This is a genomic window from Zhongshania sp. R06B22 (assembly GCF_040892595.1).
Classification (GTDB): Bacteria; Pseudomonadota; Gammaproteobacteria; order Pseudomonadales; family Spongiibacteraceae; genus Spongiibacter; species Spongiibacter arctica.
In genome coordinates this window covers 767879-781702 of the sequence record NZ_JBFRYB010000001.1, presented here as the reverse complement: position 1 = coordinate 781702, position 13824 = coordinate 767879, and the positions used below count along the sequence as shown (strand labels likewise).

General features: G+C 50.9%; 12 protein-coding genes. 7 read left to right on the top strand and 5 right to left on the bottom strand.

Annotation, left to right across the window (positions count from 1 at the left end; translation table 11 throughout):
* Positions 1-30: 30 nt before the first annotated feature.
* Complete coding sequence (locus AB4875_RS03530) at positions 31-1278, bottom strand: malic enzyme-like NAD(P)-binding protein (RefSeq protein WP_368374666.1); 1248 nt, start codon at positions 1276-1278, stop codon at positions 31-33.
* Between the two features lie 337 nt (positions 1279-1615).
* Positions 1616-1834 carry a 50S ribosomal protein L31 gene (rpmE, locus tag AB4875_RS03525; protein WP_368374665.1) on the bottom strand — a complete coding sequence of 73 codons (219 nt, stop codon included), beginning with the start codon at positions 1832-1834 and terminating at the stop codon, positions 1616-1618.
* A gap of 213 nt (positions 1835-2047) precedes the next feature.
* Between rpmE and AB4875_RS03520 the strand changes: the two genes are divergently transcribed.
* The 6 genes from AB4875_RS03520 to AB4875_RS03495 all read left to right on the top strand — a co-directional run bounded on the left by AB4875_RS03520 (position 2048) and on the right by AB4875_RS03495 (position 9181).
* A complete protein-coding gene (locus AB4875_RS03520; RefSeq protein ID WP_368374664.1) occupies positions 2048-4231 on the top strand; it encodes a primosomal protein N' in 2184 nt (727 codons plus the stop codon).
* Positions 4232-4333: 102 nt separating this feature from the next.
* On the top strand, positions 4334-6088 hold the full coding sequence (argS, locus tag AB4875_RS03515) for an arginine--tRNA ligase (RefSeq protein ID WP_368374663.1): 1755 nt from the start codon (positions 4334-4336) through the stop codon (positions 6086-6088).
* A 3-nt stretch (positions 6089-6091) separates the two neighbouring features.
* Positions 6092-6691, top strand: coding sequence for an SPOR domain-containing protein (locus tag AB4875_RS03510; protein ID WP_368374662.1), 600 nt, complete (start codon positions 6092-6094; stop codon positions 6689-6691).
* A gap of 119 nt (positions 6692-6810) precedes the next feature.
* The gene (gene hslV, locus AB4875_RS03505) at positions 6811-7350 is read left to right on the top strand and encodes an ATP-dependent protease subunit HslV (protein ID WP_368374661.1); all 540 of its coding nucleotides are present in this window, start codon (positions 6811-6813) and stop codon (positions 7348-7350) included.
* Positions 7351-7375: 25 nt separating this feature from the next.
* Positions 7376-8692, top strand: coding sequence for an ATP-dependent protease ATPase subunit HslU (hslU, locus tag AB4875_RS03500; protein WP_368374660.1), 1317 nt, complete (start codon positions 7376-7378; stop codon positions 8690-8692).
* Between the two features lie 93 nt (positions 8693-8785).
* Positions 8786-9181, top strand: coding sequence for a gamma-butyrobetaine hydroxylase family protein (locus tag AB4875_RS03495; protein ID WP_368374659.1), 396 nt, complete (start codon positions 8786-8788; stop codon positions 9179-9181).
* A 2-nt stretch (positions 9182-9183) separates the two neighbouring features.
* Here the strand turns inward: AB4875_RS03495 and AB4875_RS03490 are convergent, their stop codons facing one another.
* Positions 9184-9432, bottom strand: coding sequence for a hypothetical protein (locus tag AB4875_RS03490; RefSeq protein WP_368374658.1), 249 nt, complete (start codon positions 9430-9432; stop codon positions 9184-9186).
* Positions 9433-9594: 162 nt separating this feature from the next.
* Positions 9595-10980, bottom strand: a complete 1386-nt coding sequence (locus tag AB4875_RS03485) for a PhoH family protein (RefSeq protein WP_368374657.1) — start codon at positions 10978-10980, stop codon at positions 9595-9597.
* A gap of 358 nt (positions 10981-11338) precedes the next feature.
* Here AB4875_RS03485 and AB4875_RS03480 point away from each other — a divergent pair, with 358 nt between their 5' ends.
* On the top strand, positions 11339-13231 hold the full coding sequence (locus AB4875_RS03480; protein ID WP_368374656.1) for a VacB/RNase II family 3'-5' exoribonuclease: 1893 nt from the start codon (positions 11339-11341) through the stop codon (positions 13229-13231).
* Between the two features lie 169 nt (positions 13232-13400).
* On the opposite strand, the gene AB4875_RS03475 is transcribed toward AB4875_RS03480, so the two are convergent.
* The gene (locus tag AB4875_RS03475; protein ID WP_368374655.1) at positions 13401-13757 is read right to left on the bottom strand and encodes a group I truncated hemoglobin; all 357 of its coding nucleotides are present in this window, start codon (positions 13755-13757) and stop codon (positions 13401-13403) included.
* Positions 13758-13824: the final 67 nt, after the last annotated feature.

The window sequence follows — 13824 nt, the reverse complement described above, 5'->3', positions numbered from 1 at the left end:
TGGACAGCTTTTACGCCAAACTAGTGACGCTTAGCTTAAGGGGTAATGCTCAGGATATGGTAATTGCGCCACACCACTATCAATAGCAGCCTGGGCAACAGCAGCAGAAACCTGGCCTAATAGACGGCGATCAACCGGCTTTGGAATAATATAGTTAGGGCCAAAAATAAGCTCATCCACGCCACAGGCATCGAGAACCACCTGCGGCACTTCTTCTTTTGCCAGCTCACGAATTGCATGAACTGCCGCAATTTTCATTTCCTCGTTAATCGCCGTTGAACGCACGTCTAAAGCGCCCCGGAAAATAAACGGAAAACCCAATACATTATTAACCTGATTCGGGTAATCAGAACGACCGGTCGCCATGATTAAGTCATCGCGCACCGACAGGGCCAGCTCGGGCTCAATTTCAGGGTCGGGATTTGAACATGCAAACACTATGGGTTTTGGCGCCATAGAAGACAGCATTTCGGCGCTTAGCAAGTTGGGACCAGAAAGCCCGACGAACACATCCGCATTCTTAATCGCATCGCTCAAGGTCCGCGCATCGGTATCGTTTTGAAACTCTTCTTTGTATTTATTCAAGCCAGCGCGACCGGGATAAATAACACCACGACGATCGATCATATATATATTTTTGTAGCTCGCACCCAAGCTCACCAGCAATTTCATACAGGCAATGGCCGCAGAACCCGCGCCCAGACAAACAACTTTTGCCGTAGCAATATCTTTGCCCTGAATTTCCAAGGCATTCAACATACCCGCCGCCGTCACTATGGCAGTGCCGTGCTGATCATCATGAAAAACAGGAATGGAACACTGCTCTTTCAAAACGCGCTCAATCTCAAAGCATTCTGGCGCTTTAATGTCTTCTAAATTGATACCACCAAACGTGATTGAAATACGCCTAACGGTATCGATAAAGGACTGGCTGTCTTCTGCATCCACTTCGATATCAATCGAATCTATATCAGCAAAACGCTTAAAGAGCAGCGCCTTGCCTTCCATAACCGGTTTACTTGCCAGCGGACCGAGGTCACCCAGTCCCAAAATTGCCGTGCCATTAGAAATTACCGCGACCAAATTACCCTTGCTGGTGTACTTATAGGCATTGATAGGGTCCCTTGCGATTTCACGAACAGGCTCCGCTACCCCTGGGCTGTATGCCAGCGACAGGTCGTACTGGGTTTCAGCCGGCTTGGTCAACATAATGCCAATTTTGCCCGGCGTGGGGAGAGAGTGGTAATCCAGAGCCGCTTGCTTCACATCTTTGGACATTCTTTATTTCCCGATTTTCGCTTTTTCACAGAAGGGTGCAAAAGCGGTTGTAAAAGTATCGTCACTTACCATAGCAGGAGTGTGACAACGCTGCATTACAGCTGAATAAGAAGATTCAAGTGTTCAGACAACACTTAGCCGCGCGATAAAAAGCGCAGATACAGAGTCATGCCTTGCTCTAGCGATCCCATAGCGCGACATATTACCCGCCACTATCGCGACATCTAATCTAGATGCTAAAAACCAAAAGCTGTAGACAAAAATGCCCGGTCAAATTCTTAACCGGGCACTTCCTTAGCGTGGCTGCAATCGCAGACCACCAAGCACTAAGGCGATATTACGCTTTAGCGGTACCGCGGCTGCCGAAACGTTTGCGGAACTTGTCAACACGGCCGCCGGTATCTAGCATTTTCTGCTTACCAGTGTAGAACGGGTGACACGATGCACATACGTCAACGTGAAGTGCTTGACCGAGGGTAGAACGCGTTTCAAAGGCGTTACCGCAGCTGCACGTTACGTTGATAGCAACATAATTAGGATGGATATCTGCTTTCATGGGTCTTTCCTCAATGGTCGCCGCCACCCGATCTTTTGCCGGGCACCGCGCAGGGCTGACAAGCCTCAAAAATAGCTTGAATTTCAGGCGGCGAATATTAACAGAAATTGCTCAAGAAGCAAGCACGCCGCGACCTAGGAAAAAATCACTACTCTTACCCGCGCATTATTTCTTATACACTGTGGCTCTTTACTGCATTGAAACCGCTCTACCATGCCAAGATTTGTGACCGTTGCCGTCCCCTGCCCCCTGCGCCGAGGCTTCGACTATCTGTGGGCAGACAGCTTAGGAAAGGAGCCCGCGATCGGTATGAGGGTGAGCATACCCTTCGGCCCACGACGCTTAGTGGGGGTGATTATTGCCACCGATTCCAGCAACGATATTCCCAGTAATAAGATGAAAGCCGTACTCAGGGTGCTGGACGAAAAACCGACACTGCCCTTAGACCTTGTTCAGCTTGGGCAGTGGGCGGCCGACTACTATCACCACCCTGTTGGCGACTGCATTCAACAGATGCTGCCCGTGACCCTGCGCAAAGCCGAGCAAGCGAAAGAAAAACCAGCACAGTATTGGCAGTGCAGCCAGGACATTAAGCAATTACCGCCGCTTTCGGCACGCGCGCACCAGCAGCGCAGCCTACTTGCAGTCATTCAGCAGTCGGGGCAACTGTCCCGGCGTCAGATTAAAGATTTGGGCTATAGCAATAATATTCTCAACCCCCTAATTAACGGCGGCTACCTGAGCAAGGCGAATGCGCCAGTTGCCGATGGCAGTTATATGCACGTGGATAAGCCGGTTTTAAATAGTGAGCAAGATGCAGCTGTTACTGCCATTTCCGCACGACTTGGCCACTTTGATCGTTTTTTACTCGATGGCGTAACCGGCAGCGGCAAAACTGAAGTTTACCTGCGAGCCATCGAGTACTGCCTCGCGCGGGGCGAGCAGGCACTGGTGCTTATTCCTGAAATTGGCCTCACACCGCAAACGCTACAGCGCTTTGAACAACGTTTCCCAGGCTGCGTCAGCACCCTGCATTCAGGGCTAAGTGACGGCGAGCGGTTTCAAAATTGGCGCAAAATTGAATCAGCCGAGCATCAAATTTTGCTCGGCACCCGCTCGGCAGTTTTTACCCCTTTTAATAATTTGGGGCTAATCGTTGTCGATGAAGAGCACGATGCCTCTTACAAACAACAAGACGGCTGGCGCTATTCCGCCAGAGACATTGCCGTAAAACGCGGCTCCGATCATAACTGCCCCGTCGTCCTGGGCAGCGCAACCCCCAGCTTGGACAGCCTTCATAACGTCGCCCAAAATCGCTATCAATTATTGGAATTGAGAGAACGCGCCGGCGGTGCCAGCGCGCCGGCAATTCGCCTACTCGATATTCGCAATGAGTCATTAGATGAAGGCCTTAGCAAATCATTGCTAGACGCCACCACTCGCACAATAGCAGCCGGCAACCAAGCGCTTATCTTTTTAAATCGCCGTGGATTTTCGCCCCAGCTGCAATGCCATAGCTGCGGCTGGTTGGCAAATTGCAAAGCCTGCGATGCCAAAATGACGGTCCATTTTGGCCGCCGCGAACTTCGCTGCCACCATTGCGATGCCAGCGACACCCTGCCGACTATTTGCCCTCAGTGCCACCATCATCAACTTATCTACCAAGGCCCCGGCACCGAACGTCTGGAGCTTAGCTTGAAGCGGCATTTTCCAGAGGTGCCGGTTATTCGCATAGACCGCGACACCACCTCAGCCAAAGGCAGTATGCAATCACTGGTAGATGACATTCGCACCGGCAAGCCCTGCATCTTGGTGGGCACGCAGATGCTAGCCAAAGGCCACCATTTCCCCGATGTCACTTTGGTTGGCATTGTAGATATTGATGGCGGCTTATTTAGCGCCGATTTCCGCGGCCCAGAGCGGAGCGGCCAGCTACTCGTGCAAGTCGCCGGACGCGCCGGACGCGCTGACAAACTCGGCACCGTCTACATTCAAACCCACTGCCCTGAACATCCGGCGCTACAAGCTCTAGTCAACGATGGCTATCAACCTTTTGCCCGCCAATTACTGGCGGAGCGCCAACTATTTTCACTGCCACCCATTAGCTTCAGTGCCGTGATCCGCGCAGATGCGACTTCACTGGAGGGCGCCGAAGCGTTTTTGGAACGCCTTAGAGCTTCGCTAGCTCCTGGCGACACCAGCTGGAGTATCGTCGGCCCATTGCCTGCGCCGATGACCCGAAAAGCGGGTCGGTTTAGAGCCGCACTCATTTTGCAGGCCGAACGCCGCAGCGTGCTGCACAGGCAGCTGCATACCGCCTGTCATATTGGCGACCAATTAAGCAAACCGCAAAATCTGCGCTGGTCGGTCGACGTAGACCCTATCGATCTCTTTTAAAGCGCAATCAAGACCACTGCCAGCGCCCCCAGCACTGGCGGCGAGCTTCGTAAACGGTGATAATACGCGGCCTTGTTTTGACCAAAGAGCTGCTGCCACACCATGAAAGAGAAAGTCGCCCAATATATTGAACAGGCCCTGCAGACCTTGCGTGCGGCTCAGTCTTGGCCAGACGACTTGGTGGCATCCATTCAAATAGAGCACACCCGCGATAAAGCCCATGGCGATTTCGCCTGCAATGTCGCGATGACGCTGGCAAAACCATTAAAATCCAACCCCCGCGTGATCGCCCAGCAAATTGTTGAGGCACTGCCCGACAATAGCGATATCGTCAAAGTCGAAATCGCCGGCCCCGGATTTATTAATTTCTTCGTCACTGAAGAGAGTAACTTCCACGTTCTGCACGATATTTTCGAGCAGGGCGATAACTTTGGCCGCCAAGCATCGCGCGGCAAATCAGTACAAGTAGAATTTGTTTCGGCCAACCCCACCGGCCCACTCCACGTCGGTCACGGTCGCGGCGCGGCCTACGGCGCGAGTGTTGCCAATATGCTCGAAGCTGCAGGCTATGACGTCTGCCGCGAATACTATATCAATGATGCCGGTCGCCAAATGGACATTCTGGGCACCAGCGTATGGCTGCGTTACTTACAGGCCTGCGGTGAAGACATCACCTTCCCAAGCAATGGCTACCAAGGCGACTACATTGCCGATTACGGCCGCGACCTATTAGCCGAACATGGCAAAATTTTGCACCACAGCGCCGGCGATGCTCTTGCCAATGTCTGCGCCGACGGCCCCGACGGTGATAAAGAGAAGCACATTGACGGTTTTATCAAAAACGCCAAAGCCCTGCTCGGTGACAATTACAGCATTGTCTTTAACAAAGGCTTAAACGCTATTATCGGCGATATCCGCAGTGATCTCGCGGAGTTTGGCATTGAATTTCAAGAGTGGTTCTCTGAGCGCAGTCTTACTCAAGCGCCGGATCAAGTTGAACGCGCTATTAGCAAACTACAAGAAAACGGTTTTGTTGAAGAACGCAATGGCGCCCTGTGGTTTATGTCCACCCGCTTTGGCGACGACAAAGACCGCGTGGTAAAACGCGACAACGGCCAAACCACCTACTTCGCCTCTGACATCGCCTACCATCTGAATAAATTTGAGCGCGGCTTTGACACCGTGGTCAATATTTGGGGCGCGGATCATCACGGCTATATCGCCCGTGTAAAAGCTGCCTTGCAGGCCTTGAATATAGACCCCGACAGATTAGTCGTGCGGCTGGTTCAGTTTGTGTCGCTGTATCGTGGTGACCAGCAACTGCAAATGTCTACGCGTTCGGGTTCGTTTGTCACCCTGCGGGAATTGCGTGAAGACGTTGGTAATGACGCGGCGCGCTTCTTCTACATCATGCGTAAAGCCGACCAAGCAACCGACTTCGATCTAGAGCTGGCCAAGTCAGAAAGCAAAGACAATCCGGTTTACTATATTCAATATGCCCATGCGCGGGTTGCCAGTATTTTACGCAAGCTGGACGATCAGGGTGAAACCTGGACCGCTGAAACTGGCCTTAAGCAATTAGCAGAACTCAGTCACGATGTTGAAAAAGATTTGCTGGTTAAATTATCTCGCTACCCAGAAATACTAAAAAGTGCGGCTGAGCAATTTGAGCCCCACGCTCTCGCGCACTATCTGCGAGAATTAGCGGGTGACTTCCACACCTATTACAACGCCCACAAGATGCTGGGTGGGGAAACCGCCGTACGAGATGCCAGGATTACTCTGGCTTGCGCCGTACAGCAGGTATTACGCAATGGACTGACGCTGCTGGGGGTATCCGCCCCAGAGGAAATGTAAGGCATGGCAACACAAAAAAAGACCACCCGAGGCGCAACTCGCAGCCCCGGCCGGCAGGGGCTTCCCGCCTCCGCCCTACTAGGTACTGGCTTTATCGCCGGCATTATATGCTCGGTGCTGGTGTATTCCACCATCATCAGTAAACACCCCGAGCGCGAGGCTAAGTTGGCCGAGAGCAAAGCTGCTGCTGCAAAAGAAAAGGCCCAGCAAGACCGCAAGAATGTGACCTCTAACACCAAATTTGATTTTTTCACTGTGCTGCCCGAACGCGAAGTGATTGTGACCGACGAAGCACGCTCTGCGCCTAGGCCTAAAAGCACAGTAAAGCAAGCCGATAAGCCCCCAGTAGATCAGCCCGACATCAGCGGCGAACGCTACATCCTGCAGGCAGGTTCGTTTCGACAAGGCGCCGATGCAGATCGCCGCAGAGCACAAATCCTGCTACTTGGCCTAGACGCTAAGGTGGAATCTGTTGAAGCCAACGGTGATCGCTGGCACCGGGTGTATGTCGGCCCCTTTCAATCCCACAACACTCTCACCGATGCACGCAGCAAACTCATCAACGAAAGCATTGATACCTTGGTTATTCGCCAGAAAAAATAGCGACCCCAATCCACGCAAGGCGCCCTTGAAATCGTCAGGGGTGCCCCCACATCCCTGTAGGGATGAAATGTCATCTTCCACTAAAAAATCCACCTTTTATTAATGATAAGGAGTCCCGCGTGGAACAGTTTCGCGGCACCACAATTCTCTCCGTTCGCCGTAACAATCACGTTGTCATCGGCGGCGACGGCCAAGTCACCATGGGCAATACGGTTATGAAGGGCAACGCCCGCAAAGTCCGCCGCCTTTATAAAGATCAAGTTCTGGCAGGGTTTGCCGGCGGCACTGCTGACGCCTTTACGCTCTTTGAATTATTTGAAGCCCAGCTTGAAAAGCACTCTGGTAAATTAGTGCGAGCAGCCGTAGAACTAGCCAAAGCCTGGCGTAGTGAGCGCTCATTGCGGCAATTGGAAGCGCTGTTAATTGTCGCGGACAAAGAAACCACCCTAGTAATCAGTGGTAATGGTGACGTTATCGAACCAGAAGACAACCTTATTGCGATTGGCTCTGGCGGCTCATTTGCCACTGCGGCGGCCCGCGCGCTAATGGACAACACCGAATTAAGTGCGGGTGACATTGTAGAAAAAGGCCTGACTATTGCCGGCGACATCTGCATTTATACCAACCACAGCCGCACTATCGAATCACTGGAATACTAGCGCCACGGCGCCCTCGGAGTATCTGATGTCAAATATGACACCCCGTGAAATTGTTCACGAACTAGACAAACACATTATCGGCCAAAACAACGCCAAACGGGCCGTCGCTATTGCCCTGCGCAACCGCTGGCGCCGCATGCAGCTGGAAGAATCGCTGCGCGAGGAAATCACCCCAAAAAACATTTTGATGATTGGCCCCACTGGCGTCGGTAAAACTGAAATCGCTCGCCGCTTGGCCAAGCTATCCAATGCGCCTTTTATTAAAGTAGAGGCCACCAAGTTTACCGAGGTTGGCTATGTTGGCCGCGACGTCGAATCCATTATTCGCGACCTCGTTGACGTATCAATAAAGCTATACCGTGAACAAGCCATGGAGCAGGTTGCCCACCGCGCCGCCGATGCTGCGGAAGAACGCATACTCGACATTCTGCTCCCCCCTGCTAGAGGCGACAGCAGTGGCGAAGACCGCAGCGACAATACCCGCCAAGTTTTCCGTAAAAAGCTGCGTCAAGGTGAGCTAGATGATCGTGAGATCGACATTGAGCTAAACGCGACACCGCTTGGCGTAGAAATCATGGCTCCACCGGGTATGGAAGAAATGACCAGCCAATTGCAGGGCATGTTTTCTAAGCTCGGCAGTGAGAAAAAGAAAACCCGACGCATGACGGTAAAGTCAGCGTTTAAGCAGGCCCAAGATGAAGAGGCCGCTAAATTAGTGAATGAAGAAGACCTAAAAACACGCGCCCTAGAAGCCGCTGAGCAAACCGGCATTGTCTTTATTGACGAAATTGATAAAGTGGCCAAACGCCAAGAAGCGAGTGGCGGCGATGTTTCACGCGAAGGTGTGCAACGAGATTTACTGCCATTGATAGAGGGGTGTACCGTTAGCACCAAGCACGGCGTCATTCGCACTGACCATATTTTGTTTGTGGCTTCCGGCGCATTTCACCTGAGCAAACCCTCAGACTTAATACCCGAGTTACAGGGCCGCCTGCCTATTCGAGTCGAGCTATCCGCACTCACGCCTGAAGATTTTGAGCGTATTCTGACCGAACCACACGCCTCACTAACGGAGCAATACCAAGCGCTACTCGCCACTGAAGGCTTAAAAATAGACTTTACTGAAGATGGCATACGGCGTATTGCGGAAACCGCATGGGAAGTAAATGAGCGCACCGAGAATATTGGTGCCCGCCGCCTACACACGATTATGGAACGCTTACTAGAAAGCATTTCCTTTGATGCCGGTGATAAACAAGCGGTAACAATAGACGCTGAATATGTCTCTGAACAACTCGGCGAATTAGCAAAAGACGAAGACTTGAGTCGCTTTATTCTTTAAATAGCGGCTTTAAACTTGGCGATGCTGCACCCCAAGCCTATGAGGTGCGCATCGCTCTTTACACCTCACTCTTGTCGACACCGGTAAATCGATATGACTGCCCTGCCACAAACTAATCCGACGAATATAAAATTTCGAAAGCAATCTCAACAGCTAGAAATCAGCTACGCCAATGGAGAGGAGTTTTCACTGAACAGCGAATTTCTTCGCGTACACTCACCATCGGCGGAAGTGCGCGGCCACGGCGCGGGTCAAGAAACGCTACAAACCGGCAAGCTCAAAGTAGAAATCACCGAACTCATTCCAGTCGGTAATTACGCCCTGCAATTAGTATTTAGTGATGGGCATGACAGCGGGATTTTCTCGTGGACGTATTTGCGGGAATTGTGTGATCAGCAAGAGAGTCTATGGAAGGCGTATCTGCAAAAGCTCGAGAAAAATAATGCCAGTCGCGATCCCGATGAGCAGGTTGTCAAATTTTTCAATTAAGCTTAATCGCGCAAAATAATCCTCGGACTGAGGTTCACACCGCCGTCCTCTTCTAATACGCCGATATTCACGCCCGTTGAGTTCTCGACCACCACTAGCGGCGGCTCAAAACTCGGCTGACGGATAAATTTAAGCGTCCACCCAAAGTTTTCGATACGACGCAAGGATGCTTTTTGCATGTCTGTTAGCAACTCAAGCGCATTGTCAGGAATCGCCGGACGCGCTTCACGCTGCTCCTGAATAAGTGTCATAGTCTCACCAACGCCACCACGGTTCTAAAAACTACGAACATACGCCACGACCATGATTAGGAACAGGCGCATATCACCGTATTGACAGGCGGAAAAAAATGCGATTACGCAGCGAGAGCGCGAAGCGCCTTGCCATCACTATTTGCAGATCTCAAAACCGACTTACAAATTCTCCTCTGCAAACGCAGCTAAACGCGAACGCTCTATACCGTTTACATGCATCACCCCCGCGTGCTCAAAGTTCTTACTCTTTTCAACAAGATAGGTAAGACCCGAGGTTAATGGCGATATATATTGGTTATCAATCTGGGCTAGGTTACCCAAGACCACAATTTTAGAATTCACCCCGACCCGGGTAATAATAGATTTAAGCTGAAATTGGGTCAGTCCCTGGGCTTCGTCAATAACGATATAGGCGTTATTGAAGGAGCGACCGCGCATAAAATTCAAGGACTTAAACTGAATATTGGCCTTGTCTTTTACATACTCGATACTGCTATAGGGTGACTCATCAGTGCCGTGTAAGACTTCAAGATTGTCTTCAAACGCAGCCAACCAAGGCGCCATTTTTTCCTCTTCCGTGCCGGGCAGGAAGCCGATATCTTCGGCCATAGGCGGCGTAGACCGCGCCACAATCATTTTATCGAAGCGCTTTTCCTCTAAAATCGCGTGCAGTCCATAGGCGAGTGCAATTAGGGTTTTACCAGAGCCCGCAGGCCCAGTTAGCACGGTCATATCTATGTGCGGTCGAGAAATCAAAAAGAAAGCCATGGCCTGCTCAAAGTTACGCGGGCTGAGCCCCCACATACGTTGATTCATCAGCTGGTCTCGACTTAAGTCCAACAGTTCTAGCTTTTCTTCATCCAGCGACCGCACCATGCTAACGAAGCCGCTATCATCGTAGAGAAACTCGTTGATGTGGACCTTGGGGAGCACCTCCCGGTTCAATACATGCAAGGTCTGCCCCCCATCTCTGAGAGTGTCCACCTTGTCCACTTGACTCCAAAAACTGCCGGGCAAATGCTCGTAACCCTTTGCCATGTATTGAATATCTTCAAGTACGCGGTCTTTGCGGTAATCCTCTACATTTTCCAGCCCCGAACCCTTGGCTTTCAATCGCATATTGATGTCTTTAGTTACCAAACACACATAGGCATTCGGGTTTTTCACTTGTAAATTCAGTGCGACATTGATGATACGGTTATCATTTGCTTGATGCTGACTGCCATCAAGATAGGGTGCGGGTACATCGTGGTTAATTAATTGATCAGGAAAAATGGCCAAACTACCGGTCTCTTCGCCACCGAGCGCACTGGGAATTGGCACTCCCTCCTGAATCGCCTTGGGGCTGGCATTAAATAGAATTTTATCGATAGCATTGATTGCTATCCTCGCCTCGCGACTGACGTCTTTGTCGCGCCGGTCTTTAATGTGATCTAACTCCTCCAGCACGGTCATCGGAATCACCACCCGATGCTCATGAAAGGCATTTATCGCCATTGGATCATGCAATAAAACATTGGTATCAAGCACATAGACTTTTTCCATAGGGCACTCTCTGTTAACAACATAAAAGAAAGCTGGCGCCAGCGACTGCCGTAAAAAAGCCAGTTTACGAAACCAGACAAGGGGGGTATCAGGGGAAAGAGGCCGCCATGTCGCGGAGCGCAGGGCGATGGTCGCGAGCTTGAGTGGATACAGCGCGCAAAAGTATGGTGACTGTATGCCCGGAGGCATTGAACGTGTGACGGCAATATAGCGATCCATACAACACAGCGTAGCCTGATTATTAAAAGCGATGGCCATCCTTGTCAACCGTTATCGCGCTTATATCGGAAGACTCAGCCCCACATTTCCGCTACCCTGTACCCCTTTTTCGCGCCCCGAATACAGGTAACATTGATTCATGTTCGACAAAAATGCCCTGCAGCAGCTAAATCAGCTGAAATCCAAAATTATAGAATCTAAAGACCAAGGTGAAGGCGAAGTTCGCGGTAGCCAGCGACGTTTTGGATTTGTCCGCCTCGATGATGGCCGCGATGTATTTCTCGCCCCAGATGATATGCAGCGGGTTTTCCCCGGTGACCGCGTTAAAATCACGGTTATTACCGATGACAAAGGTAAGTTTAAGGCTGAGCTAGAAAAGCTACTAGAAAGCCCCTTAGACTGCTTTACTGGTCGCTACGTCGTTCGCGGCCAAGGTCACTTTATCGAGCCGGACTTACCCCGTTTCAATAAGCTGCTTTTTATTCCGCCCTCACAGCGCAAAAAATGCAGCGAAGGTGACTTCCTTTACTGCCAAGTTGCCCAACACCCATTCAAAGATGGCAAGTCTCAGGTCAAAGTATTAGAGAACATCGGCAGCCCCGATACCGTCGGCATTGAAGGCAAGTACATTCAACGCAAGTTCAAATTACCCAGAGACTGGCCTAAAGACTGCAGTATTGGCGACGATATTCGCGCCGACACCCGCAAAGACTTACTCGATATCCCCTTCGTCACCATCGACGCCGCAGAAACCCGTGATATCGATGACGCCCTCTGGGCACAAGCCAACGATAATGGCTGGGCTTTACATATCGCGGTTGCTGATCCCGGCGCCTTCATCACCCCAGGCAGCCCGCTAGATATTGCCGCCAGACAACGTGCCAACACCGTCTATTTACCCGGCTTCACCCAAACCATGCTGCCAAATCCCGTGTCGCAGGGAAGCTGCTCATTAATGGCCAATGAAGAGCGCGCTGCGATTGTATGTAGCGTTCAAGTAAGTGCCGATGGCGAGATCAGCGACATTCAGTTCAGCGAAGCGCGTGTTCGCTCGCGGGCCAAATTGACCTACAACGATGTACACGCCCACCTTCACGGGGAGATGGATTTAAATCAAGACTGTCTAAAAGATTTATACGCGGCGAGCTTAGCACTGAGGAAATATCGCAGCGAACACCAAATCATCATGCCGGAGCAGCCGGACTTTCATTTCCAGCTCAACGAGCAACGCAAAATTGAGAGTATTACTAAGGTCGAGCGCAATGACGCGCATCGCCTAGTTGAAGAGTGTATGTTGGCCGCCAATCGCAGCGCCGCGATATGGCTAGCAGATTCGCCGGCGGTGTATATCTGTCATGCCGGCCTGCGCGAAGATCGCTACGACAATATACGCGCGGTCATCAACAAAGAAATACCCAGCTTGGCTGGCTGTGACTTAAGCGCACTGCCGGGCTATAAAGCGCTTATTAAGGCCAGCGATAGCAACGAATCTACGCTGCCTCTGCGCAGTATCTTTGCACGCATGCTCCAACCGGGGGATATTAGCCTAACGCCGAAACCGCATTTTGGACTTGGCTTGGAACGCTACACCACATTTACGTCGCCGCTGCGTAAATATAGTGACTTGCTAGTTCAGCGCAGTATTCGCGCCAAACTCGATAAAGAAAACCCAAGCCTGCCCAGCGATACCGAACTCGCTGTGCTGCAAGAGACTATTCGCAACGGTCGCCAAGCCAGCAAGCAAATGGAGCAGTGGCTGCAGTATCAATATCTGGCAGGCAATACCTCAGATACAGTCTACGATGCTCGCATCGCACACGTTAATGGCGGCGGCTTTACTGTTGAATTGCTTGATACTGGGATTAGCGGCTTCGTTGAAGCTCGCACTATTCCAGAAAAATTAAGCTTCGACGCGGACGCGCTGCGGCTGTTCAACGATAAAAGTTCATTCCAACTCGACCAACTGGTTAAAGTTAAAACATCTGAGTTAGATGACTTCCAACGTAAACTTATGTTCTTACTGGTTCCGTAGTTACCACGCTAAGCCGTGTTTCAAAGAAGTCAGAACGACTCCCCTACGAGCTACTTCGGCCGAAAGGGGGGGTCGTTCTTGTTCACTGCACACCAGCCGCAGGGACCAGAAAGCAGCAACACTAAAGGTCCTGAGGGCTAATAATCAGCACAACTAGAAGTCAAACACACTAGCGATTTAAAATATCCTCTCGGACACTTTCTGCTATTTTTGCAACCTCACCAATATCATCACCACTCACACCAAGCTCGGCCAGAGTAGCAGCTAGGTTTTCTACCACCGCATTAAAATGGCTATCATCAATACCCATTCCCGCGTGCGCCGCACGCATATCTCGACCGGTGTAGTCACTGGGACCGCCAAACACCATCGTTAGGAACGCCTTCTGTTTGCGAGCCTGGGCAAACATATCGATATTTTCAAAAAATGACTTAATTCGATCATCGGCCATAATTTTGTCATAGAAAATGTCTACTGCCTTATCTACCGCTGGCTCACCACCAATCCGCTCATACAGTGTTGTCATGTTAATGCTCCTAAAATTTAAACATGCATATTAAATGCATGTTCTAAAGAGGTATAATATCCGCATC